This is a genomic window from Sphingomonas sp. LHG3443-2 (assembly GCF_049896405.1).
Classification (GTDB): Bacteria; Pseudomonadota; Alphaproteobacteria; order Sphingomonadales; family Sphingomonadaceae; genus Sphingomicrobium.
Window position 1 is genome coordinate 550,454 of record NZ_JAFCUG010000001.1, and the last position, 24,459, is coordinate 574,912.

At 62.6% G+C, this 24,459-nt stretch carries 16 protein-coding genes; 7 read left to right on the forward strand and 9 right to left on the reverse strand.

The genetic code is table 11. From position 1 onward, the window contains the following. Window positions 1-340 precede the first annotated feature (340 nt). From ACP69Z_RS02760 to ACP69Z_RS02775, 4 genes are all read right to left on the reverse strand, one after another. Window positions 341-2,398: a copper resistance system multicopper oxidase gene (locus tag ACP69Z_RS02760; protein ID WP_426266020.1), complete on the reverse strand. Its 2,058-nt coding sequence runs from the start codon at window positions 2,396-2,398 to the stop codon at window positions 341-343. A gap of 78 nt (window positions 2,399-2,476) precedes the next feature. Continuing rightward, window positions 2,477-2,746 (reverse strand): hypothetical protein, encoded by a 270-nt coding sequence (locus tag ACP69Z_RS02765; RefSeq protein WP_426266021.1) that lies wholly within the window; start codon window positions 2,744-2,746, stop codon window positions 2,477-2,479. 495 nt (window positions 2,747-3,241) lie between these two features. After that, a complete protein-coding gene (cueR, locus tag ACP69Z_RS02770; RefSeq protein WP_426266022.1) occupies window positions 3,242-3,652 on the reverse strand; it encodes a Cu(I)-responsive transcriptional regulator in 411 nt (136 codons plus the stop codon). A 106-nt stretch (window positions 3,653-3,758) separates the two neighbouring features. After that, window positions 3,759-6,128, reverse strand: coding sequence for a heavy metal translocating P-type ATPase (locus tag ACP69Z_RS02775; protein ID WP_426266023.1), 2,370 nt, complete (start codon window positions 6,126-6,128; stop codon window positions 3,759-3,761). 399 nt (window positions 6,129-6,527) lie between these two features. On the opposite strand from ACP69Z_RS02775, the gene ACP69Z_RS02780 reads away from it, so the two are divergent. Beyond that, window positions 6,528-7,550 carry a hypothetical protein gene (locus ACP69Z_RS02780; protein ID WP_426266024.1) on the forward strand — a complete coding sequence of 341 codons (1,023 nt, stop codon included), beginning with the start codon at window positions 6,528-6,530 and terminating at the stop codon, window positions 7,548-7,550. Here ACP69Z_RS02780 and ACP69Z_RS02785 read toward each other — a convergent pair. Next, window positions 7,470-8,771 (reverse strand): hypothetical protein, encoded by a 1,302-nt coding sequence (locus tag ACP69Z_RS02785; RefSeq protein ID WP_426266025.1) that lies wholly within the window; start codon window positions 8,769-8,771, stop codon window positions 7,470-7,472. The genes ACP69Z_RS02780 and ACP69Z_RS02785 overlap by 81 nt on opposite strands. 272 nt (window positions 8,772-9,043) lie before the next feature. Between ACP69Z_RS02785 and ACP69Z_RS02790 the strand changes: the two genes are divergently transcribed. From ACP69Z_RS02790 to ACP69Z_RS02815, 6 genes are all read left to right on the forward strand, one after another. Then, window positions 9,044-9,874: a hypothetical protein gene (locus ACP69Z_RS02790; protein WP_426266026.1), complete on the forward strand. Its 831-nt coding sequence runs from the start codon at window positions 9,044-9,046 to the stop codon at window positions 9,872-9,874. A 106-nt stretch (window positions 9,875-9,980) separates the two neighbouring features. After that, window positions 9,981-12,170 (forward strand): hypothetical protein, encoded by a 2,190-nt coding sequence (locus ACP69Z_RS02795; RefSeq protein ID WP_426266027.1) that lies wholly within the window; start codon window positions 9,981-9,983, stop codon window positions 12,168-12,170. Window positions 12,171-12,181: 11 nt separating this feature from the next. Beyond that, complete coding sequence (locus ACP69Z_RS02800) at window positions 12,182-13,141, forward strand: TniB family NTP-binding protein (RefSeq protein ID WP_426266028.1); 960 nt, start codon at window positions 12,182-12,184, stop codon at window positions 13,139-13,141. A gap of 3 nt (window positions 13,142-13,144) precedes the next feature. Next, a complete protein-coding gene (locus ACP69Z_RS02805; protein ID WP_426266029.1) occupies window positions 13,145-15,016 on the forward strand; it encodes a hypothetical protein in 1,872 nt (623 codons plus the stop codon). Window positions 15,017-15,523: 507 nt separating this feature from the next. Beyond that, on the forward strand, window positions 15,524-18,385 hold the full coding sequence (locus tag ACP69Z_RS02810; protein WP_426266030.1) for an HsdM family class I SAM-dependent methyltransferase: 2,862 nt from the start codon (window positions 15,524-15,526) through the stop codon (window positions 18,383-18,385). Continuing rightward, window positions 18,385-19,092, forward strand: a complete 708-nt coding sequence (locus tag ACP69Z_RS02815) for a hypothetical protein (protein ID WP_426266031.1) — start codon at window positions 18,385-18,387, stop codon at window positions 19,090-19,092. The genes ACP69Z_RS02810 and ACP69Z_RS02815 overlap by 1 nt, the downstream gene beginning before the upstream one ends. A gap of 254 nt (window positions 19,093-19,346) precedes the next feature. On the opposite strand, the gene ACP69Z_RS02820 is transcribed toward ACP69Z_RS02815, so the two are convergent. From ACP69Z_RS02820 to ACP69Z_RS02835, 4 genes are all read right to left on the reverse strand, one after another. After that, the gene (locus ACP69Z_RS02820) at window positions 19,347-20,576 is read right to left on the reverse strand and encodes a calcium-binding protein (protein ID WP_426266032.1); all 1,230 of its coding nucleotides are present in this window, start codon (window positions 20,574-20,576) and stop codon (window positions 19,347-19,349) included. Window positions 20,577-20,686: 110 nt separating this feature from the next. After that, a complete protein-coding gene (locus tag ACP69Z_RS02825; RefSeq protein WP_426266033.1) occupies window positions 20,687-21,994 on the reverse strand; it encodes a calcium-binding protein in 1,308 nt (435 codons plus the stop codon). A gap of 150 nt (window positions 21,995-22,144) precedes the next feature. Continuing rightward, window positions 22,145-23,323, reverse strand: coding sequence for a UV DNA damage repair endonuclease UvsE (gene uvsE, locus ACP69Z_RS02830; RefSeq protein ID WP_426266034.1), 1,179 nt, complete (start codon window positions 23,321-23,323; stop codon window positions 22,145-22,147). Further along, window positions 23,320-24,339, reverse strand: coding sequence for a DHH family phosphoesterase (locus ACP69Z_RS02835; protein ID WP_426266035.1), 1,020 nt, complete (start codon window positions 24,337-24,339; stop codon window positions 23,320-23,322). Before ACP69Z_RS02835 ends, uvsE begins: the two co-directional genes overlap by 4 nt. Window positions 24,340-24,459: the final 120 nt, after the last annotated feature.

Consider the following 24,459-nt stretch of genomic DNA (forward strand, 5'->3'; position numbering starts at 1 on the left):
CGAAGGCGTCGATCGAGCCGGCGCAGCTCCCGAAGCCTGTTGCTGCGGGGGCAGAGTCGGCTGAGGTTGGGGGGCCGGCGTACAATGGCCCATGGCTGCATGCTCGGGCGGACAGGCAGACTGTGCGGCTGAAGTCGAAGCAGGCCTTGTTCCTGCCCCGGGCTGCTGTCTTTGCACGGGTCGAACCGGCGCGGGCGTGCAGTGGCCCATGGCGGCATGCTCCGGAAGGCAAGCAGACTGCGCTGACGTACTTGCGGCAGGCTGATTGCTGTGCCCTGCATGTTGCGCTGCTGCAGGTGCTGCCGGCACGACAGCCGCTGCGGCTCCAAGCAGAGCCAGCTTAAGAGGCGAGGTCATTTTGCATGTCTCCCTGCAAGGGGCGCACGGTGACGACCCGCATCATCCCGGCAGTCATGTGGTAGAGGTTGTGGCAGTGGAACGCCCAGTCGCCGGCCGCATCGGCGGTCACGTCGAACGTCATTTTGCCTCCTGGCGGCACGTTCACGGTGTGCTTGCGAGGGGCGTAAGCACCATGGCCAGTGACCAGTTCGAAGAAATGCCCATGCAAGTGGATCGGGTGGGGCATCATGGTGTCATTCACCAATGTGACACGCACCCGTTCGTTAAGCCGGAATGGAATGGGATCAGCGGGATCGCTGAGCTTCTTGCCATCAAAGCCCCACATGTAGCGTTCCATGTTTCCGGTTAGGTGAATCTCCAACTGGCGGGTCGGTGCGCGGACATCGGGATTGCGCTGAAGGGCCACTAGATCACGATAGGTAAGTACCCTGTGATCCATGCCCTCAAGGCCCTGCGGTGGCTCGCCAGTTCGATCCATCGGCATCGGCGAGATGGACTGGACACCGGGGTTCTTGTCGACCTGAGGCGCGTTCTTGAAATCACGCATGCTCATGGATCCGTGATCCATACCCTGCATGGCGCCACCCTGCGTCGAAGAGCCATGTCCCATGGCCGAATGGTCCATTCCAGCCATCGAGCCAGCCGCAGCGGGTCCAGCAGCGCCATGACCCATGGCTGCATGGCCCATGCCGCTCATCGTGGCTGCTACGGCCGCTCCGGCGGCAGCCTTGATCGTTCCGTGGTCGGTGGGCTCCTTCCAGCCCGTCAGCTTCCACAGATTGCGGGACGCGTTCTGCTCAGCCGAGGGATCGACACCTCGCCGAACGGCAACGTTCGGAATGTTTGGTCCGTCTGCGGCCATACCGCCATGGTTCATGCCGGCCATCCCGCCATGATCCATCCCCGCCATGCCGCTCATATCCATGCCCATGTCTTTCATGGTGAGCAGGGGACGGGGGCGGAGTGGTGGAACGGGCGCGAACATCCCCTCGCGCGGCGCAAGCGTGGCTCGACCCATTCCAGACCGGTCGATCGCCTCGCTGACGAAGCTGTAGGCGCGGTCCCCGGGGGTGACGACCACGTCGAACGTTTCAGCGACGCCGATCTGGAACTCATCCACGGTAACGGGGCGGACATTCTGACCATCCGCTTGGACGACCGTCATCGGCAGGTCAGGAATGCGGACATTGAAGTTCGTCTGGGCCGAAGCGTTGATGATGCGAAGCCGCACGCGTTCGCCGGCACGAAACAGGCCCGTCCAATTGTCGTAAGGTCCGTGGCCATTGACCGTAAAATTGTAGGTCGATCCAGTGACGTCGGCGATGTCGGCGGGGTCCATCCGCATCTTGGCCCATTCACGCCGCTCCTTGGCAGGCATGTCGCGGCCGGCAAGCGCACCCGAGAGGGTCAGGCGCTGGTGGTTGAAGTAGCCACCGCCCATTTGCTTCAGCTTCTTGTAGACGGTGGCGCCGCTCAGCGGCGTGTGATCGGAGAGGACGAGCACGTGCTCGCGGTCGTAAGCGACAGGATCAGGCCCGGCCGGATCGATTACGATCGGGCCATAAAGGCCATCCTCCTCCTGGTAGGCCGAATGCGAATGGTACCAGTAGGTCCCGTAGTGAGGGACCGCGAACTCGTAGGTGAAGGTCGAGCGAGGCATGATGCCTGGAAAGCTGACGCCTGGAACCCCGTCCATCTGGAAAGGCACGAGCAGCCCGTGCCAGTGGATCGAGCTCTCTTCATCAAGCGTGTTCTGCACCCGCAGGCGTACACGCTCACCTTCCTTGAGGCGGACGAGCGGAGCTGGCACGGTGCCGTTCACTCCGATGGCGCGGCTAACCTTGCCGTCCACCTTCACGGCGACTTGGCCGATCGTCAGAGCGATATCAGAGCCGCTAACAGTAGGTAGCGGCCGAGCGATCCCGCGAGACACGGTCTGTGCCCAGGCGGGCATAGCAGCAGCGAAGCCGACGCCGGCACCGCCAAGGGCGGCGGCGCGCAGAAACTGGCGCCGCTCGAGAGCGAGCTTATCAAACATGTAGGATCCTTGCGGAGTCATTGCGCGAAGGGGGCCGGCGGCGGCCCTAAGGCGCACCGCCGGCTTCCCCAGAGCGGCTTAGTGCTGGTGACCGCCGGGTGCGGCAGTCTTGGACATGTCGTGGCCCGCGTGCGGATCGGTGCCAGCCTTCATGTCATGGCCCATCTTGGAATGGTCCGTCTTGGAATGGTCCATGTCCTTGCAGCAGTCGGACTTCATGTCCTTGCAGCAGGGCTTGTCCATTTTCTCGCAGCAGGTGGCCTTGGGAGCAGGCGCAGGAGCAACCTGGGCCTGAGCAACCGCCGGAAGAGCAATCGACAGAGCGATAGCCGTCAGAATCTTGTTCATGTGAGTCTCCGTGAAATCGAGCGTTGGTTCGATTTCACGCAGATCGTGGAGGAGGTGTAGCAAGCTCGCGCGGTGAGCCAATCAGGACGATTGAAGGCGACGATGCGACGTCCGCATGGATAACCATGTGGTCCGCAGCGGGAGCAGTCGGTGCCACTGCAATACCCATGCACATCGATGCACAGCAGGTCTTGCCGGGCACCTTCTCGGGCTTGGCGCCCTCATCAGATGCCCCATCGCAATGCGCGGATGCACTCGTCTGCTGGTGGTGCGAAGATGTGGGAGCTGACTGCTGCTCCATTGCGTGCGCCGCCACCGGGGCCACAAGCACGGCCAGCGCCAGAAGCGCTTGCAGAAGCCCTCGAAGGCTCGTGATGTGACGTAGCAGGTGCATATTGTCGGCTAGTAGGCCCAATCCGTTCTAGACGCTTCCGTTCCCTGCCGGGCCGAAAGCCATCCTGAATAACCCATATAGGGTTTGACACTGTGTCAGGGTCAAGCGCCTTTTGGCGTACGCTCTTCGGACTCAAGGCCTGCCAAGATGGGGCAATCAGGCCGATCATCACCGCTACAAGCGTCGGCAAGGCCCTGCAGAGTGGCGCGCATCTGCTCCAACTGGCGGGCCTTACGGCCGAGTTCTTCTGCCCTGGTGAGAGCCAGTGCCTTCACATCGGCGCTAGAACGGGAACGGTCGTGCCAGAGCTGGAGAAGCTGGCGGATGTCTTCGATGGGGAAACCGAGGTCTCTCGCTCGGCCGATGAAGTGAAGAGTGTGAAGGTCACGCTCGTCGTAATCGCGATAGCCGGACTCGCGCCTGACTGCCTGCGGTATCAAGCCGATCTTCTCGTAGTGTCGGATCATCCGCTGACTGACGCCACTAGCTGATGAAATCTGACCGATCTTCATGCGAATGGACTCGCTCCGACGCTCTTCGAGGAGCCAGCAGACAAGGACCGGGCAGAGAGAGAAGTCCCGTCACCACTCCTCGTGCAGCCCGCATTTTCAAGTCTTCTCACAGCTGCAAACTCCGGAGCCGCAGGGCGTTGCCGATCACTGATACGGAGGAGAGGCTCATGGCCAAGGCGGCGATCATAGGAGAGAGTAGAATACCGAAGACGGGATACAACACGCCGGCGGCGATGGGCACCCCAAGCGCATTGTAGCCGAAGGCAAACATGAGGTTCTGGCGAATGTTGGCTGTCACCGCTCGGCTGAGCCGCCGCGCGCGCACAAGGCCGGTCAGATCACCCCTCACCAGAGTTACGCCCGCACTCTCAACCGCAACGTCTGCGCCCGTTCCCATCGCGATTCCGATATCGGCTCGGGCAAGAGCAGGAGCATCGTTGACCCCGTCTCCGGCCATGGCGACCACTCGGCCCTGCTCCTTCAGTCGCTCGATCGCTGCATCTTTGTCGGCAGGCAGCACGTCGGCGACTACCTCGTCGATTCCGAGCCTCCGAGCGACTGCTTCAGCCGTACGGCGATTGTCGCCGGTCAGCATGATGATGCGCAGGCCCTCTCTATGAAGACCGGCGATGGCCGCCTCGGTGGTTTGCTTGACCGGATCGGCGACTGCGATGAGCCCTGCGGCTTGCCCATCTACCGCGACAAACATCACGGTCGCGCCTTCATCCCGGTGCTTGCCGGCAGAGGCCTCTAGCTCCTGGGCATTTGCGCCTTCCGCCAGCATCAGCGCGCCATTACCGATTGCTGTCCTGCGGTTCTCGATGGTCCCGACCAGCCCCTTGCCGCTGATCGACTGGAAGTCGGTCAACGGAGATGGGGACAAGCCACGCTCCTCAGCGCCCCTGACGATTGCGTGAGCAAGCGGATGAGCACTGGAAGCCTCTAGCGAAGCCGCAATTCGCAGCAGCTCCTCCGGGGACAAGGTCGTGGAAGGCTCAACTGCCACCAGAGCTGGCTTCCCTTCGGTAAGCGTGCCGGTCTTGTCGACGACCAGGGTATCAACGCTGGCAAAACGCTCCAAAGCTTCGGCATTCTTGATGAGCACGCCTGATTGCGCGCCCTTCCCGACGCCAACCATGATCGACATGGGCGTGGCCAGTCCCAGAGCGCATGGACATGCAATGATGAGGACGCTGACCGCAGCAACTAGCGCGAAGGCAAGACGGGGCTCGGGCGCGGCGAAGGACCAGATTGCGAACGCAATCACTGCAACGGCAATGACGGCTGGTACAAACCACGCTGAGACTTGATCGACCTTACGCTGAATCGGCGCCTGGCTGCGCTGCGCCTCGGCAACCATCTGCACGATGCGGGAGAGCATGGTCTCTGATCCGACCCGATCGGCGCGCATAACAAAGCTGCCATCGCCGTTGATCGAACCGCCAGTGACCGCAGATCCGGTCTCCTTGGCAATCGGCAGCGGCTCTCCGGTTAACATCGACTCGTCCACGGAAGACGCGCCTTCAAGCACTTCCCCGTCGACAGGAATTGCTTCGCCAGGCTTCACCCTAAGCTGGTCGCCGCTCCTGACCATATCGAGCGGAACGTCGCGTTCCTTACCAGCATGGATCAGGTGCGCCGTTTTAGGCGCAAGGTCGAGCAAGGCTCGGATCGCTGAGCCGGTCTGTTCACGGGCGCGCAGCTCCAGAACCTGACCGAGCAGCACCAAGGTCACGATCACTGCCGCTGCCTCAAAGTAAAGGCCGACGCCGCCATCGTGTGTGCGGAACGCAGGTGGGAAGAGTTGGGGGGCTACGGCTCCCACGATTGAGTAAGCCCAGGCGATGCCGGTCCCAATCGCGATCAGGGTGAACATATTGAGGTGGAGAGTCTTGAGGCTCTGCCAGCCGCGTACGAAGAACGGCCAGCCACCCCACAGCACGACCGGGGTCGCCATGATGAGTTCGACCCAATCCAGCGCGCGACCGCCGATAAACTCGATTGTCGTTGGCCAGAAGTGCCGAAGCATGACGAGGACAAACAATGGCGCGGACAAAGCGGCCGACACGACGAAGCGCCGGCGCATATCGAGATACTCTTCCGACGGCCCTTTGTTTGGATTGAATGCCTTCGGCTCCAGGGCCATGCCGCAGATAGGGCAGGTGCCAGGTCCGATCTGCACGATTTCTGGGTGCATCGGGCAGGTGTACTCGACGTCGGCCGAAGCCGAGTCCGAGGTTGCTTGCGCCGGATCGTGATAAAGCTCCGGCCTGAGCTCGAAGCGCTCCCGGCACTTTGCTGAGCAGAAATGATATTTTCGGCCGCCGTGCTCAGCATGATGCGGGGTGGTCGCCGGATCGACCGTCATGCCGCAAACGGGATCAATGACCTTCTCTGCTGGCGCATGCTCGTGAGAGGCTTTGGATCTATGATTGTGGCCGCAGGCAGAGCCGGTTGCGTGAGAATGTTTTTGCATGGCCGACTCCAGATGCACCCTGACATCATGTTAGGGTCAAGAGTGGTTTATCTGGAACGAACGACGCGCCTTGGTGGGCTCGCAATGTCGGCTTGCGGCACGGCCAGCTGTTTGCTCGAACGACCGAGATGGGGGCTGAGCAGCCGTCGAGCTGATGTGCGCAGTGTCTGGTACGGACATAAGCAGCCGGTTGTCGCGAACGATCGTAGGCTGGGTCCCGTCAGTAACTCAACAGCCTGCAAGTTTCGGCAGGATGCTGCGGGTGGCTCTGTGTCTGCCCAAGCTTGTGCCATTGCAGAAAAACACACCTCTCTAGCATCGGCGTTCCAAAGTTCCGGCGCGCCAAGGCACAGGTAGAAGCAAGAATTCGAACTCCGATGCAATTTATCGGAGGAAAGAATGGGCGACGAGATCACCAGGCAGCTGGCCGCATTGCCCCCGCACCTATGGGCTGAGTCGCTCCGTCGCATGGAGGTGGTAAATCGGTATCTGGATCTCGAAAAGCCGACCACGGCAGACGCTGACCGTTCCGCTGCCGAGCTACAACTGGTGCAGCGCAGCTTCTTTCGCCTGGCTGCGGCGGTTCGTGATCTCCGCGCAGGCGGAGAGCCGAAGGTGTCACGTCAAGGTCAGCAAAGCCCGCTGCCCTCGACGACCCGCGCCGTTCTGGCCGCAACGATCGCCGATCTCGGCCCTGGGGCGCGAGACAGCGAGATCTTCGCCGAGAGCCACCGACGCTGCAAGGAACAAGGACTCCTAGCGCCGTCGTGGAACGCAGTCCGGACACGCACGGGTAAGCCGGTGCTCAGCCCTGACTTGAGGGGACGCTTGCGGAAAGACGCCGACTTCGTCCTGGACGCGTGTCCGCTCGATCTCACGGTTTCGGGAACCAACTCGGAAGCTGCTCTCGCCGTCCTCACGGCTCTGATCCACATGGAATCCGCCTCAGTACTGGGTTTTCACCTGTGTGCGGGCCAAGTGAGCGATGCAGCCGTGGCTGCTTCGTTTCTGGACGCTCTGGACGATCCAGCAAACGGAGGCGCCACCCAGTCCAGACACCTGCGGCTGATCATGTCTGCGGCCCTTCGGCCTTGCCTACCTGCCGTTGAGCGGCTTGCCGCAGCAGCCCGAGTGCAGGTCGACAAAGACGGGTCGGAGGGGCTCCGGCCTGGTGTCGCCCTTACCAGCGCCGTCGGGCGTAAGATCGGCCGCATACCCTTCGCGCCGCTCGGCCGCGCGGCTGCCCGCCCCGAACTCTCGGTTCCATTGCATCACGCGCGAGCTGTGATCGGCGAACTCCTGGCTAGACGCTCCCGGGTGCCGGCGGCGGAGCAACGAGGATCATTCCAAGGCTTGGTTGGATCGCGATCCGCCCGGCGGGTTCGAGACGTTGCGCTCAACATCCTTGAGGACCGACGCTGACGAAGCACTAAGCGTGGGAAGGAAGGTATTCGTCATCTTCTGCATGAGTTCGATCAGGCGGCTCCGTCGGGCGTTACGCCCTCGTCCAGCCTTCACTGCAGGGACCTGCTGAAGGATGCCGTCATTCCATTTCTCAACCGCGTGCCTCACCAGCTCTTCAGCTTTCTTGAACGTGACCGGGGCGGTCGCCAGCTGATCATCGATATCGGCGGGGTCTGCGGTCGACCTGATAAGAAGAGTGTACGGACCCAAACGATTGCCCAGCAGCCTGAAGATGGCCTCGCCGTGGCGGCGGGAGCCAAGGCCGGATGTCCTCGTCAGGCCTGGCGAGAGCATGAATCCAGAGCCGCTTACACCTTCCGGAAGAACCCAGTGAAAATCACGCAGCTTGGATGCAACGTTCAACGCGGCGACTGCAAATTCTGGTACTCGCGACCAGGCGTCAATGAGCGCCGACACCACACCTGACTCAGCGTCACTTTCCGACAGCAAGCCCGCTCCTGCAATCAGCTTGGTCTGGCGGTCGATGAGAAGGGTCGCCACGACATAACGGACCGCCTCCCCGCTCTGAACGGTTAGAGTGATGGCCGTCTGGTCGAGGAGCCATGTCTCTCCAAAGATCCGCTCGCCTTTCTCCCTGAGCCGACCTTCGGCCCGCAGGGCGAGCAGCCTACGCCTGATCGTCGCCGGGGACGGAGGCTCCACGCCCGCCAGCCTGCACGACGTGAGCACCTCATCGACAACGTCCTTCCAGCGAGCATCTTCATTCGCCTGAAGCAGCCTCTCCAAGGCTAGCTCAGCAACGTCGCCAAGACCGTCGACCGCCGCCGACGGCCGCTGCCGTAACCGAAAATTAGGTGCCAGCCCTGCCACAGGGCCGTGGTCGCGAAGCTTTCCCACAAGCCGATAGAAGTTCCGCTCCGACATGCCGAGAGCTTGTGCCAGCCGAGCCGCATCGGCCGCTGTGCGCTCTGACAACGCCAGATACTCATCCAGCACGCGCAACCTCTGAACAACGGCAGCCTGCGTGGCAGCCGGGAGGGCCAGCAGCGTTGCCTCATTGCCCCGGAAGGTGGCTTCATCGCCCGAGTGTTTGGCGATTAGCTCGAGATCGGCTGACGACATCATACCCCCTCGCCGTACGCGTGCCTGCTTCAGCAGGCAATCACCACTTTCACATTTTTTGTCAGCAACAAGCTTGCGCCCGGCGCAGTTCGCCACTAGCTACCCAATTGTCACCGACAAGATAAGTGGAAACGATACATGGATGAGCAAAGCCCGGCGGACCCCCGGCAGACGGCGCTCGAAGCCTCCCAGGCGCGCCCTGTCACGCATCGTGGGCTCGACCTGTCCGCCTTTCCGGCTGTTCCCCACGATGATGCCGGTCCCGAGTGCGAACGTATCCAAAAGACCGAAGCACTGCGGCGGCATAGCTGGCGGCGGCGGCAGGCCCGCCCTTGGGTTCGCGCCCTCCGTCAGCCGGCGCGCCGCGCATGAGCGAGTCCGAGGAAGTCGAGAAGGTCATTGCCAGCCCGCTGCTTGCGCATGTTGACCCGCGACATGCCATCGCTCGGCAGCTCTACGATCCGGCGATTACGCCAGACCGGACTCGCATCCGCCCCCTCAAGCATCTGCCCGAGGCTGGCGACGAGCTCGTAACCATGGGGCACATGTATGTGACCGCGCACGGCGGGTCCTTACGAACGTTCACTGGCAATCTGACCCACGAAAACGGCTGGTGGGGATCATACAAGCGTCAGCGTCTGCAATACTGGGAAGGCATGACGCAGCGGTCGTACCTCATGCGCTGCGAAGTCGACCCGGAGGTTGAGTGGGCTCAGAGCGAACACCGCCGCTTCGAGTTTCCGCTGGATGGCCGCATGCGCCGCTACACCTGTGACGTCGAGGTTCGGAAGGTCGATGGCTCGACAGAGATCATCGAGCTCAAGCGAGACGAGCGGGACCTAGATGACGAAGACTACCGCCTGACCCTGAGCGGGGTGGCGGAGATTTGCCGCCGCTGCGGCTGGTCCTTCAACATCGTTCTCGCGGGTGAGGTGTTCGAAACCCCGGAGCACGAGGAGAACGTCGAGCTCTTCCAATCGCGGCGCTTCGCCCGCGTCGGCCCTGAGCACATGCGCCGACTGGAGAGTTTCGCCCTCCGCCATGGACACGAGAGCACCTACGGCGACCTTGCAGCCCTGCTCGAACCCACTTTCCCGCCGGCCGGCATGGCCGTGCTCCAGGCGCTCATGGTGCGCCGCCGCATCCACATGGATCTGACCAAGCCGCTCTATCACGAGACGCCGGTGCGGATCACCTAGCAACACCACGACTGAGGAGATGAACTGGCGCCAGCAAGCGCCGACACACCGCCGCGCACCAGCGCGGCGGACGGGGAAGCTTTGACCATCGAATAGGGGAAACAACATGGCACATTACAACTACCCGCGCGGCGCCGTGATCGAGATCGATGACGCTCCTTACAAGTACGTCGGAGAGACGATCCCCGGTTACTTGCACCTGATGCACTGCAAGACCGGCATGATGTATCTCCATCGCGGCTCCGACGGCGAACTCGGACCGTTCTCACACGAAGCCTACGATGAACTCCTGCTCGCAGGCCGCCTCGTAGTGAAAGAGCCGGTGCGCCAAGCCTTGGCACGCAAGATCGCGGCGGAGGCTGATTGGGATACGGCCGATTGCGAAGAGCTCGACCCCAATGCCCGCAAGATGTTCGTTCAGTGTCAGCTGCTGGATGATCTGGGTGTTCCGAACGGCGTGAAGGCGATCACCGGGGCACTTACGGATCATTGGACTCCCGAGCTGCGTGAGCAGTTCGGTGAACACAGCAATGTTCACAGCATCAAGCGCTGGCGCTCCGATCGCGGCGTTCCCGGCCATCGCACCATGCGCGACATGGTGCGCATGACGGGCCGAGTTCCGCGTGCCCCTTACTTCGACGATGTGATCGAAGAGGTGAAGCAGAAGGCCGCTCTCCGGTACTGGACCGGCCAGACCAGCTATCAGGACGCGCATGCTGAGGTCGCGGCTGAGGTCGAAGACATCAACGAGGGCCGCTCGCCGGATTATCCGAAGCCCGACAAGCCCTACCCGGTTCCTTCCTACGCTACGGTCTGGCGCGCCTGCATCAAGCTGAAGCAATCCGCGACCGAGGAAGCCCGCGACGGCAAGGCGGGGGTCGAAGCTGGTTGGCGAGGCTCAGGGCGGCCTCTGACAGCCTCGCGGGCCCTTCAACTCGCCATCATCGACCACACTCCCCTCAACGGCTACTTCGTGCTCGATCTCGACCGCGAGATGGTGGTCGGTCTTCCTCACCTGACGGTCAAGATCGACGTGGCAACCGAGGTGATCCTCTCTCACGTCATCACGTACCTGCCACCGTCGGTCTGGACCGTCGGCGAGATCCTGAAGCGGGCGAGCCTCCCGAAGCGGCCGCCGCCGATGCTGGAGAAACGGTATCCCATTCTGCGGCGGATCTGCGGCAAGGCGGCCGAGGTCATCGTCGACAATGCCTCGGAGTTTCGCAGCAAGGCTCTTGAAGATGCCGCTAAGGGCTCAGGCTTCGCGGTGCGGCATTGTCCGATCAAAAAGCCACGCTACCGCGCGATCGGCGAGCGCATCTTCCCCACGCTTCAGTCCAAGATCACAAAGCTGATCCCAGGCGCAACTCGGCCGATCGCCCTTGCCCGCAAGCTCGGTTACAATCCTGAGGAGCACGCCTGCGTCACCGTCAGTGAGCTCGAAGCCATCGCCAACTACGCGATCGCCGAATACCACATCGAGACGCACGCCGGCCTTCAAAATCGCCAACCCGCCTTGATGTTCGAGAAGAGCGTCAACAAGCATGGCATCGATGTCATCCACGATGTCGCGGGCTTCCAGCGGGAGATCATGGACGTTCGCCTAGGCGTCCAACTGTCCAAGTCTGGCGTGCGGCTCTTCAATCTTCGGTATCATTGCGCACGCACAGTGCCTGCCCTGCTCGACGACCTCGTCCCTGTCGAGCCACGCCGGAAGGCCAAAGGCGACCCCACCGCGACGGTGAAGGTCAAGTTCGACCCGCAGGACATCTCGGTCGTCCACGTCTGGAACCGCGTCCAGAAAAAGTATGTGACTCTGCGTTGCTCGGACGAAACATACGCGAACGGCATGCCGCTGTGGTTCCATAACCAGCTGCTGGAAAGCGCTGAGGCCGAGGCGAACGGGTTCAACACCGAGCAGGAGCGGCTTGCGGTTCGTGCACGGCGCATCAAGGCAATCCGGAACATCTCACCCGAAGCGAAGCACCGGGAGCGGCAGCTCGTAGCCCGGCTGTACGAGATCCCACGCGTCCGGCAGGTGACCGGCAACGTCGTTCACCTGCACACGGACGAACCGGAAGCCATCGAGGTCAGCAAGTTCATCGCGCACGACCTCGCCGCGCCCACCATGCTGGACAACGAGATCCTGGCGCCCCGGCTGCCGATCGATCAGTCTCGCAAGGGCAAGAAGCCGCGTGACCGTCGCGATGCAGGTCACCGCCATGAGCACAACGAAGGCCAGCAGCCTGCCCGTCGCTCCACCCGCACGCGCCGCGTCAGCGGCAGCTACGAGTGAGGGCCGAAAGCATGGCACAGCAGGATTCGGTCCGCATTGAAGCTATCACGCAGGAGGGGCGCTCTGAGCGCCCCTCCGACCGCTCTAGACGGGTGGCAGAGGCCCGCGCGAAGTTTCGCGCCATCCGCCTTCCCTACCCTCGGCAGGACGAACTGGTCGCGGCCCTCGACGAGCTCCGATTGACAGGCCAGCTCTCCAAAGGCCAGACGCAGGGCGGCGTTCGGCTGATTGCCGATACCGGCTCTGGCAAGACCGTGGGTGCCGAGCGGTTCAAGGCCTATGTCGAGGCTGCTGGTGAGCACACGCCAGGCTCCCAGCCGGTCGTCATCGCCACTGTTGATGGCTCGGGCACCACGCGCTCCATCCCCGCGAGCATACTGAAGGCGATGGGTGTGCCGAGACCCGAACATGGGGCTGAGCCAGTCCTGTGGATGCGGGCCTTCGACGCGCTCGAGCGCCATGAGACGCAGCTGCTCATCATTGACGAGTTCAATCGTGCTGCTCGCCGGCCGACCATGAGCTCGGCAATTGCCACAGCCCTTCGCGACGTCATGGATCGTGGAATCGTACCTATGGCCTTTCTCGCAACCGAGGAGGCCCGTGACGTTTTCCGGCGCAGCCCGGATCTCGCGGGACGACTGGATGCTCCTGTCACGATGGATCCGCTCGACTGGCTCGTCGAAGAAGACCGCGATCTCTTCGAGAGCTTCGTGTCCGGTCTTGATGATCAACTCGTTGAACTGCGGATCCTGCGAACTTCGTCTGGCTTCGCGATACCCAAGACCGCCCAGACGCTGTGCGAAGCGTCGAACGGCAACATCCGCCAGCTCTGCCGGATTATCGAGACGGCGCTCGCAGCGGTGGTTCGCCGCGATGATCCGGCGATCGGGATCGACGATCTGGCAGACGCGGTGGAAGATTGGTCCATCGCCAACCACTGCATCTCCTACAATCCCTTCCGGGAGAAGTAGGTCATGACGGCGACCAACGCACATGCCCGGGCACCGTGGCGAGTTGAGGCACCGCTCGCACCCATCGAGGGTGAATCCCTCGATGGACTCATCGCCCGTGTCGCTGCAGCCAACTGGATCGAGAATGCTCTCACGATCACCAGCCTGGCTGGCGTCGTGTACGGCCACAAGCCGACCCTCTCCACCTCCGGCTGGGATGGCCTTCCCATCCTGGCTGACTGCCTGCAAGTCGATCTCGACGAGCTCCAGCATCGCTCATACCCAACCGATGCAGAAGGCCGGCGCACCTTCTACGGTGCACCAATCGAGCGCAATGACCTCGACCTTTCCGTCAGGCGCTTCGCACCGGCCGCCCTGTCGACCTCACCTCACCATCGCGCCCTGTGGCAGCTCCGCGCATTCCCGTTCTGTGCCGACACTTGGCAGTATCTCGTAGAGCGTTGTCCGCGCTGCGGAGCGATCCAGCGCTGGCACCATACCAATGGCGTCGCCCGCTGTGATCGATGCGTCGAGGATCTTAGCGCAGCCCAAGCCGATGAAGTGCCGTTCGCGCTTCGCTCGACCCTCACTAAGGCTTTGGGCCTCGTCCACTACGATCCATCTCGCAAGCAGCAAAGCGTCGCTGCGCTCCCCCCCGAGTTGCAGCACCTACGCGCTGCGGACGTCTACGAGCTGCTTGTCAGGGTGGCCCTCGTCGTTGAGCCCCGCCTTACACCTGCGAGGTTCGGCACCAGCGCCCGCTGGAACCAGCCAGGCCCGGTGGTAGCTGACGCCATTGCAAGCGCATGGCATGTGCTGCTCGGCTGGCCAAGTTCGCTCGAGAACCTCATGGCCGACCGGCTCAGAGCCGCGCCGAAACGCCACGGGGATGGTAACAATGGAAGCACCATGCGCTTCCTCCGTCTCGCAGCCAACGACGGTATGTCAGGCGAGGTGCGCGAGACAATCGAGAAGTTTCGTCGGGCGGTTGATCTTGATGGACCTAATTCCGCTTTACTCCACGAGCGTACTTTCAGTAGCGCCGAAGCTGCTGCAAGACTTAGCCGTTCTACGCGGGGCGTCGGCTACCTTCGCAGGCTAGGGGCGCTCAATACCATCTTCGTAGTGCATGCGCATAGGGCTGCCCCTCGCTACGATGCTGCAGAGATCAACACCTTAGCCAACGTGATCGCTGCCCGAGTGCCGCCCGAACACGTGGCTTGGAGGCTGGGTGTCTCATACCACGGGGTTGAGCAGCTGTTTGCGATGCAGCTTCTCGAAACCACGGGCGACCGGTTCTGCCTCCATCGCTACGGCTCCGTCCAGACCACCCGTCAGAAGTTCGACGAATTCCTCAGCCGCTTCCATCAAGCTTCAAGGAGCGCGCTTGCCAGCGACCCCGTGACATTGCGGGTAGCCGTGAGTTCTATCGGCGGCCGCTTGAAACCTTGGGGCCCGATATTCGAAAGCCTTCTACAAGGATCGTTGCCTTTCATTCTTAACGCTTCACGCCCTGCGCTTACGGAGCAGATTTTGGTCGACCATAGCTCGTACCGCTTTCTGCGTTCATTACGCTTCAACCATAGTGACTACCCGCACGCCCGGTTCAGTAGCACTATGTCTCGCAAGGATGCAGGCGAAGTCCTAAACCTCACTCCGAGAGTCTACACCGAGGTGCTGCAGGCCATTGCGCCGGCGGACTGCGAAGATAAGTCCGTGAGCGTATCGGAAGTTGAGCGCATCAGCCGCGTGCACATCAGCACGCGGGAGATGGCGCTCCGTCTCGGAACCACATCGAAAGCTGCTATCGCCATCGCTCAAGAGGAAGATGTTCCGCTCCTCGGCCCGGCCGGCTGGTGCCGCGCAACGTGCGAAACTCGCTTAGGCCTCACTTAAGCGGCAGGCCACTAGTGGAAGCCGACAGCCAGGGTGACAAGCTTTTCCATGCGGGAGGATTGAACGTGATTGTTCGCCCGGCGGAAGAGCAAGCCGCTATGGCTCTCGAATGAGCGCCAAAGCGGCGGCATGTGGCGCGACATAGAACCTGCAGGCTACGTTCCATACCGGTGCCAGCCCAGCAAAGATTGAAACAGAAACACAGAAATACGCAGACACGGAAGTCCGGTTTTCAGGTAAGCCCGTTCCACTGATTTCAGTGTTGCAATCCCAAAAGTCGTGCTACCATTGAGTGAGGTGATCGGAGTGTCAGGTGCCAGAAGCGCGCAAACAGACGGGAAGAGGACGGCGCGGGCCCGAGGCAGCTGAGCTCCAGACGCTGAACTTCAAGGTGCCAGACTCATTCAAGCGCGCCTTCAAGGTCTACGCTGCCCAGCAGGGTATCACGATGCTGGATCTCCTCAAGGAAGGTTTTGAGCTCAGCAAGCAAGAGCGCGGTCGCTCGCGATGAATGGTGGGACGAAAACAGAACCGGCACGGCATGATGCGCTCGCTTGGCTGGTCGACGGCGACGCCCTGGCGGTCGGACGGGAGGGGCTGGTGCGAGTTGCCGGCTACACGCGGGTCGGGCGGCCTGCGGCTGAAGTTGCCGTCATGGAAAAGGCAGCCCGCTACGGCGCTCACTCGGTGCTGTTCGAAGGCGAGGCTCCCGGCGTGCAAGGCGTCGCCCAAGCTTTCGTGTTCGTGAGTGACGGCTCCGATAGCGATCAAGATTTTGCGGAGCTCCACCAGCGGCTGTGGAGCTGGGGCGGAGTGCCCCTGGTGTACCGTCGATCACCCGGGCTGGTCCAGCTGTTCCGCTGTGCCCACCGCCCCGACTTTGTTAGGGATGGAAAGGTCGTCTACAAACCCTTCGACACCCTACATGTCGCTACTGAAATCAGCGCGACGGAAGCATGGTGGGATGCGGATAGAATCCGCAACGGCACACTTTGGGACGATCCGGTCATCGCCGGAAAGCTGCTGTCGGGCGATGAAGCTGCCCATCAGAGCCTAGTCGCGGCGATCAAGGCGCTCTACGCCCGCCTGAACGAGAGCAATCTGCTGAGTCCGGGACTCCGCCGCAGACTCCTCATCCTCTCGCTCCTGATCGCCTACCTCGACCAGCGCGGTGCGCTTCCCGACGGCTTCTTCGGCAGGTTCATGACAGGGGCTGAAGCGCTTCCGCCGATATTGGCCGATGGCGAAGCCCTGCTCGAGATGCTCAAGGAGCTGGCAGTCCTCTTCAACGGCGATGTCTTTGCCCTTGCCGATGATGAGCTTAGCGAGATCGCGGCAAGTCCTGACCTTGTCCACCTGAGCCGGCTGATCGAAGCCCGGGAGGATGCTTCAGGTCAGATGAGCTTCTGGGCCTTGTATTCGTTCCGCGACCTTCCGGTCGAGGTCATCAGCAACATCTACGAGCTGTTCGTTACCGACCCGGCCGTAAGCGTCTACACGCCGCCCGCCCTGGTTCGTCTCATCCTTGACGAGACCCTTAGTGACGAACGGATCGATCGCATCATCGATGACCAGGAAGTCGTGATCGACCCGGCCTGCGGATCAGGCATTTTCCTCGTTGAAGCATACAAACGGATAATTCTGCGCTGGCGCAGTCGGAACAGCTGGGTGCAGCCGGATGTCCCCACCCTGCGAACGCTGCTCAAGCGGGTTCACGGCGTAGATATCGAGGCAGGGGCGGTCGAACTCGCCACCTTCAGCCTTTGCCTGGCGATGTGCGACGCACTCACTCCAGAGCAGATCCGGGCCACACCGGAACTGTTCCCCAAGCTTCGGGACCAGGGCTTAATTCAATCCTGCTTCTTCCTGGCTAACGAACAAAATCGCTTGTCGACAAAAATTGCCGTTGTCCTTGGCAACCCGCCGTTCAAGTCTAGGCTCGACACTGAGGGCGCTCAGCGGGCATATCGACGCTATGTGAAGGCTCACGGCAGGCTCCCCGACCTGCAGATCGCCTACCTTTTCCTGCACGAAGGCATGCATCTCCTTAGGGCTGGCGGGGTGCTCGGCATGCTCCAGCAGTACAACCTTCTCTATAACGAAAAGCCTGATTTCCGTCGCTCCTTCCTGACGCGCTGGAACGTCAGGGAAATCCTCGACTTCGTCTCAGTACGGGGCTTGTTCAGCAAAGACACCAAAGTACTAACCGTGGTGGCGCTTGCGGAAGCCCCTAGCCCGGACGGCTCGATCCTTCATGCAGTCTTTCGCCGTACCGCCCGCGCCGAGGCCAACCAGCGCTTCGATGTCGATTATTACGACCTGCACCGTGTCCCGATGACCACGATATCGGAAGACAGTTCGCCGGACCTATGGCGTTCCAATCTGCTTGGCGGCGCTCGCACATACGCCTTTGTCAAGCGCTTGCGTGAGATGCCAACTCTCCAGGACCACGCCACTCATCAGGGTTGGGACTTCGGCGAGGGTTTCATCGAGGGTCAGAAAGGCAAGCAAGGCAAGGCCGATCACCTTTATGGACGGCCGCTCCTGCCGTCCGACGCACTGACCACTTCGGGCGTAGATGTCAGCCGGATCACCGTGGTCGACAAAAAGCCAATCGAAGGCCCGCGAACGGCGGCCCGTTTCACGGCACCGATGTTGCTGATCCGCGAACACGCTGATCTGCCTCACGTTCTTTGGCGTGAGGGCGGCGTGACCTACAAGAACAAGATTGTCGGCTTTGCAGCTCGCGAGGCCAAAGAACTTGAGCCCGTTGAGCGGTGGCTGACCAGCGAGACGGTCGGACTTCGGGCGTTTGCGGCCACCATCAGTCTGCGCATGCTGAACCAGAAGGCCACAACACTATCGTGCCGTGACATCTACGACCTGCCGTTCGACAGCCGGGCTGATGGGCTGAGCCTGAGCTTTAACGAACAGATTGTCGCCAGCGACATTATCAACCATTATTTCGAGTTCGCCAGGATGGGCAGCACATCCGGCCTGGCGCGTGCGGACGGTCGGGCGGAACTCGACCGGTTCGCGCGGGTCTTCGCCGATCAAATTGGCGCCTTCTACCCTCGCAAGCCTCTCAAATCCGCTGGCCACGCTGATTTCGGGGGAACTCTGTGTGCGGGGTTCGTCTTCGGCGAGGGTCAGATTGATTGGTCAGGGACCGAGCCGCTGAAGGGGCGGCTCGACACACTGCTTCGGGAACATCGCGGCACGTCCTTGTCCATGACCCGCATCGCCCGGATCTATGACGGCGACGCCATCTACCTGTTGAAGCCAGCCCGCCTGCGTTACTGGCTGCGGTCCATCGCTCTGCGGGACAGCGACGAGACGCTGGCCGACCTTCGAGCGCAAGGCTTCTGATGCTTGCCGATGACGGTGTTACCCCATCCGTTGGAAGGCTGACGCCAACCTTGCATCGCCCGGCCGAATGGATCGGCGTCATTATCGACCTGATCTACCAGCAACTGCCAAGGTGGCGAGACGACCCGGAGCGCAAGGCACTAGCTCCAGAGGACAAGCTGACGTCCCAGCTATGCCAATTCCTGAACGCCGCCGCTCGAGGGTCTCATCTGGACAGCATCGTGTTCCAAACGGAGGTGCCGGATCCGGAAGTAAATAATCGAACCCTCGACCTTGTACCCGTGCCATGCGGATGCACTATCTGGGTCGGCGGTCAGCGATACACATACTACGACCCTCTTATTCCAATCGAATGCAAGAGATTACCCACGCCGCGCGGCGCAAAGCGCGAGGAGCAGGAATACCTTCACACGCAGCACGGAAAGAAGGGCGGCGTTCAGCGCTTTCGGGCTGGTCTACATGGTAGTACCAGCAAAGTGGGTGCCATCATCGCCTACATTCAGGTCGGAAGCGCTCCGCATTGGTTCACCACGATCAATCAGTGGATTGGCGCTCTCACCCAAGCTGGCATTGACAACTGGTCATGTTCCGAGACGCTGCACGATCATATGCATGACGTATCCGCTCGAACAGCTCGATCGTGCTCGTCCCATCCTCGCGACGGGCTTGACTCGATCACTCTGCAGCACCTCTGGGTGGAGATGTAGGGCGCATCCCGAAGCGACGCTCCTCTTCCCGATCTAGTAGGGCAAGGTGGCACCGCGTGGGTTCAACAGACGCTAGGTCACGCAAGACTCAAGGGCATTCCCTGTCCGTTTCGGTAGCCGACCTCGGAGCAATCTTGTGCAAGCGCACCCCTTACGTAGGCGCACTTCTATGCAAGTGATCCTTCTTGCAAACTGTGCAACCTATCTAGCTCAGGCGCGACTTCGCTGCAGGGTCACACCTCCCCCTTCAGACGTCAGGCAAACGCCAGATGGTCCGCGAACATCAACAGCGGCGGGTGTAGCGCTAGAGCCGCGACCTCTCCCTCGTACGGCATCTGCGATGCCGCCGGGGTCGGATCGAAGCCTTCGAAGTTCGCGGCGTCGAGGGCGCTCAGCTTGAGGCCGGTCAGCACGATGGCGTCGCGAAAGCCGAACAGGGTCGAGCCAGCGCCGTCGCGGTCGAATTGCAGCACCACCGAACCGTCGCGCTCGATCAGGCGGCAATAGCCCGAGCTGAAGGGGTTGCTGCCCTGGCTCCAGTCGATCGCCGAATTCGACAACGCACGCAGGAACTCCACCGTGTCGCCGAACCGCCCCGCCTGGAAGTCCGTGACGACGATGGGGCCGAACTTGGGGCTGGCGAGCGCGAGATCGGCGAGGACCAGCTGGTCTCGATCGCTGCCAAGGGTGACGGAGATCGTCATGCCATTCGAATCGAGCACCACGCGATCCTGACCGGCGCCCGCATCGACGGCGCAAGTGCCGCTGGCGCCCACTTCGACTTCGATGAAATCGTCGCCGTCGCCGCCGATCAACTGGAAGCTCGTCCCACTCTGGTTGGCGATGCTGAGCCAATCGTTGCCGCTGCCGCCATCGAGAAAAGCAGAGGCGCCTTCGTTGTCGTAGATGCGGTCGTCGCCCGGCCCGCCGAACAACTGGTCGTTGCCGAACGATCCGTCGAGATCGTCGCCCCCGGCCCCGCCGCGGATCACGTCGTTTCCGGCCCCGCCGTTGATCCGGTCCGCCCCGCCGAGACCGTCGATCGTATCGTCGCCTTCGGTGCCGGTGATGACGTCGGGCCCTTCGCTTCCGACCATATTCGGAACGCCGCCGGCCGGGGCGACCTTGGAGAGGGTCGAGGTCACCGTCTGGTCGCCGAGCTTCACGCTGGAGCTTGCCGTATCAAAGAGCAGGGTGCGGGTGACATCGTTGAAGCGGAGCTCGATCCCCGCTTCGCCGACCGGGATGGTGATGCTGAGTCCGAGACCGGTCAGGATCGCCGACGATCCGACCATCCGCACGGCGAAATAGGCCGCGTCGTCCGGCAACCGCACGATGTCGCCGCCGGCGTTGAACGAGGGATCGAGGATGATCGTGCCGCGCAGGGCAGTGATGACCTCGCCTGCCGTGCGCGTGCCGATCACCGTCATGTCGCCGCCGACATCGACGTCTTCGCCAGGCTGGGTAAGGGTGACACGCGCCAAACCGGAGTGCTCCTTTCATGGACACTCAGATCGGCAGGGACGAGCTTATGCAGAAAGGCGGCGCTGCGCAATTCCCGCATGCGCAGCGCTCCTGATTTCAGGTCGCCTGCTTAGAAAGCAAGGAGGTAGCTTCCGTAATCGACGTGGAACGCCATCGGTTGCAGCCCTTCGTAGGAGACGTCGTCGAACAGCGCCACCGTCGGCGCGGATGCGGCGATGTCAGCGGTGGGCTGCACTTCCTGGGCCACTGCCATCGCCGCCACATGAGCGACCGAGGTAGCTCCCGCCTTGGGATCGAACCCGCCGAAGTTTGCGGCGGTCAGGGCATCCTTGCTGACACCCGCGAAGTTGATGAGATCTTCAAAGGTGGCCGAGCCGCCCGTTCCGTCGCGATCGACCTGAAGGTAGGCGTTGCCGAAGAAGTCGATCAGCCGGAGGTGACCGCTGGCGAAAGGATTGCTTCCGGCGGTGTAGTTCTGGAGGTAGCCCGCAAGCGCGCTGCCAAGGTCAACCGTGTCGCCATTTGCACCGGCTTCGAAGTCGCGCACGACGACCAGCCCGAAGTCACCGGTGCCAAGCGCTCCCGTCGGCAGCACAAGCAGATCACGGCCGCTGCCAAGCGTGACGCTGACGTCGGCGCCCGCGGTGATTACTTCAACCCGGTCAGCACCGTTGCCGGCATCGATAAAGGCGATACCGGTCGGACCCATGGTGACGCGGATCAGGTCGTCGTCGCCGCCGCCGCTGAGGGTCAGGGAATTGGCCACCGCATTGTTGACGGTGATCGTGTCGTTGCCGATCCCGCCGTCGATCACCGAGAAGGTGCCCTCGTTGTCGGTGATCTGGTCGTTGCCCGCGCCGCCGATGATTTCATCATCGCCCGCACCGCCATTGATGATGTCGTCGCCCGCGCCGCCACGAATGAAGTCGTCGCCGCCCAGCCCGTTGATCGTGTCGTTGCCGCCAAGGCTATCGATGACATCGCCGCCGGACGTTCCGTTGATGGTATCGGCGCCGTCGGTGCCGAGGATCTGACCGGTGGCGCCGACCGGGATGACTCCGGTTTCGCTCGCGGTGATGACCTGGGCGCCAAGCTTGGCGCTGTTGCTGGCGGTGTCGAACAGGAGAGTGCGCGCCACATCGTCGAACACGACCTGGAGACCGGTGGTGCCGACGGGAATGGTGATGGTGACGTTGGCGCCGGTCAGGATCGCGGTGGAGCCAAGGAGGCGCACCGTGAAGGCCGAGGCGAGGTCGGGCAGGCGAACCGTGTCGCCGCCGGCGTTGAACGAGGGATCAAGCACGATATTGCCGCGTAAGACGGTGATCACCTCACCGCCCGACGAAGTCCCGATCACCGTGACATCGCCACCCACATCAACGTCTTCACCGGCTTCGGTGAGGATCAAACGCGCCATGTTGCTGGATTCCCTTTTGCTCTCGTTAACCATACTTGATCGGCAAAGGTTATCGAGTGCTTAAGGTCATGGTTCTGGAGCTGAATTCCGTTTCTCGCGCGATTGGCGGCGGAGGGAGGCTTTGCCGCAACAGCAGAAGTCAGGGCGCTTTCAGGCCAGTTCTTCCTCCGGCGCGGCGACCAGCCCGCCCTCGTCCACGTCCGGCTCCTCTTCCGCGCTGACGCCTGCTTCCAGCGCCTTTTCGGCGGCGGCCATCTCCTCCGCATCGTCGGGATAGATACCGAATCGCGCCGCGACATCTGGGGCGAAGCGGAGGAGGTCGGGACGCAGCTTGATGATCGAGACGTCCTTGGCCTTGCCCTCCATCATCACGTCGAACTCGAGCCCTTCCATGGTGCGCATGAAGGTCGCGAATTCGAACGGATTGGTGAAATCGCTGTGCCCGGTCCAGATCGGCGGCAGCAGCACGGTCTTGATCCGCGCGGTGGCCTTGACCGGGGTCTTGGTCAGCTCCTTCGACTTGCGGCCCTTGCCCGCCATCGCGGCCTCGCGCTGCTTGGGCGTGATCTTGCGCTTCACTTCGCGCAGCTCGGTGCGGGGTGAGGAAAAGTGCATCTTGGGCCTGACGCCCTCGGGCCAGGTGGCGAGGAATTTCTCGAACGTCTCGCGCATGTCGAGCCGCTCGGGGTTGAGGCACCAGAAATGCTGGTAATCGAACACGCAGCGCACGCCACAGCGCTCGGTGATCCACAGCACGTCCGCGGCGGAGAAGCGGATGTCGTCATTCTCCAGCACCAGCCGGCGCTGCACATGCTCGGGACATTGGGCATAGCCTTCCAGCCACCGCGCCCGCGCCGCCTCACGGTCGTCGTAGACCCCGCCGACATGGGTTACCAGCACCGCCTCCGGCCCGCAGCCCATGCGGTCGAGCATCTCGGCCTGTGACGACAGGTCCCAGATGCTCTTGCGGGTAAGCTCGGGATTAGGGCTGTTCAGCAGCACATATTGGGACGGGTGGAAGGACAAGCGGATATCGAGCTCGCGCGCCTTCTTGCCGAACGCGGCGAGCTCGGCGTCGCTTTCCTCCACCATCTTGTGGAACTGCGGCATGTCGGGATGGGTCGCATAGGGCGCGATGTCCGAGGACAGCCGGTACATGTCGATCTCGACCTTCTTCAGATAGTCGAGGACCTTATCGAGATGCTCCAGGCTGCACTTGAGGTGCGGGTCCTTCTGCCAGCGGCGGGTGTCGCCGGACTTGAGGCCGGGCACGCCCATCACCTTGACCGGAAAGCCGAGGCGCAGGGGACGGGTGGGGTCGGTGCTCATGCAATCTGCTCCTCGGGGAAGCCCAGGTCCGCGACGAAGCGGTTCCAGTCGGGGATCTTCAGCGCGCCGCCGGATGCCGCCTTGTGGCCGCTGCCATATTCGGTGCCGACACCGTCCGGGCGGCGCTCGGCGAAGAATCGGATGAGGTCGTGGCCGGCGCCGGTGCGCGCGGCGAAGTGGACCCAACCGGGGCGATAAGCCTTGTTGGCGGCGATCACGACCTTGTTTTTGAGGCGGGTCCGCCATTGCTGGGCAATCAACGGGTGGACCTGGCAGGGCGAATCGAGCGGGATCAGCGCGACGTCGCCCCGCACCTTGGGCGCGACGCGGCGGGCGACTTCCATCGCGGCCTTCACCTCTTCCTTGGCGGCGAGCAGCACGGCGGTTTCGGGGTGGGTGCCGGACAGCAGTTCCTTGGGGCTGTCGCATCTCATCAACAGCGCGAGGGCGGGCGACGCGTCGGCCGCAGCAGTGCGGCGCGGCGCGTTGACCAGGCTGACGGCATTGCGCAGCGCCGTCTTTCCATAGCGTTTCTGCGCCGCTTCCATCTCGGCGAAGCCCTTGTCTTCGGCCATGTCGCCGATCAGCCCCATCGCGGCGAGCCAAAGCAGCTCGTCGGGGCTGCCGCAGGCCCAGAACGCGAGCAGGGCCGAGGTCGGCTCGGGATTGTCGCCGTTGCCGCTCAGCACCAGCGCCTCGCCCGGCGTGCCGGTCGGGACGTGGTGGTCGATCAGGCAGGCAGGGGTGCCGGGCAGGATGTCGCCTTTGCGAACACCAAGGTCGGTGGCGATGATCGCGGCCGGGCGGCGTTGTTCGAGTTCGGCGCGCACGGCGTCGGTCCACGGGGTTTCGCCCTTGCCGACCAGCCGCACCTGGGCGCCTGGAATGGAGCGAGCGAGGATCGCCACCGCCGCCAGTCCATCGGCATCGAAATGGCCGAGGATCAGCGGCGGGCCGGACACGCTCGCCAGCCATTGCTGAAAGCACTCACGGGTTGGCTGAGGGCCTTGCGTCATGCGAGGGGAACGAGCCGCACCGCTCTCGGCTCCCGCCGCTGGACCCTTGGCCGTATCCTTGCCGCGTCCGCTCGTCGAAGCGTTGCTTGACGCCGTTCAGCCGTCGCCGCACCGTTCAGG

Bases quoted from the DNA above. Each gene is read 5' to 3' on its own strand.
- ACP69Z_RS02760 (WP_426266020.1), bottom strand. From the start codon at position 2,398: ATGTTTGATAAGCTCGCTCTCGAGCGGCGCCAGTTTCTGCGCGCCGCC.
- ACP69Z_RS02765 (WP_426266021.1), bottom strand. From the start codon at position 2,746: ATGAACAAGATTCTGACGGCTATCGCTCTGTCGATTGCTCTTCCGGCG.
- cueR (WP_426266022.1), bottom strand. From the start codon at position 3,652: ATGAAGATCGGTCAGATTTCATCAGCTAGTGGCGTCAGTCAGCGGATG.
- ACP69Z_RS02775 (WP_426266023.1), bottom strand. From the start codon at position 6,128: ATGCAAAAACATTCTCACGCAACCGGCTCTGCCTGCGGCCACAATCAT.
- ACP69Z_RS02780 (WP_426266024.1), top strand. From the start codon at position 6,528: ATGGGCGACGAGATCACCAGGCAGCTGGCCGCATTGCCCCCGCACCTA.
- ACP69Z_RS02790 (WP_426266026.1), top strand. From the start codon at position 9,044: ATGAGCGAGTCCGAGGAAGTCGAGAAGGTCATTGCCAGCCCGCTGCTT.
- ACP69Z_RS02795 (WP_426266027.1), top strand. From the start codon at position 9,981: ATGGCACATTACAACTACCCGCGCGGCGCCGTGATCGAGATCGATGAC.
- ACP69Z_RS02800 (WP_426266028.1), top strand. From the start codon at position 12,182: ATGGCACAGCAGGATTCGGTCCGCATTGAAGCTATCACGCAGGAGGGG.
- ACP69Z_RS02805 (WP_426266029.1), top strand. From the start codon at position 13,145: ATGACGGCGACCAACGCACATGCCCGGGCACCGTGGCGAGTTGAGGCA.
- ACP69Z_RS02810 (WP_426266030.1), top strand. From the start codon at position 15,524: ATGAATGGTGGGACGAAAACAGAACCGGCACGGCATGATGCGCTCGCT.
- ACP69Z_RS02815 (WP_426266031.1), top strand. From the start codon at position 18,385: ATGCTTGCCGATGACGGTGTTACCCCATCCGTTGGAAGGCTGACGCCA.
- ACP69Z_RS02825 (WP_426266033.1), bottom strand. From the start codon at position 21,994: ATGGCGCGTTTGATCCTCACCGAAGCCGGTGAAGACGTTGATGTGGGT.
- uvsE (WP_426266034.1), bottom strand. From the start codon at position 23,323: ATGAGCACCGACCCCACCCGTCCCCTGCGCCTCGGCTTTCCGGTCAAG.
- ACP69Z_RS02835 (WP_426266035.1), bottom strand. From the start codon at position 24,339: ATGACGCAAGGCCCTCAGCCAACCCGTGAGTGCTTTCAGCAATGGCTG.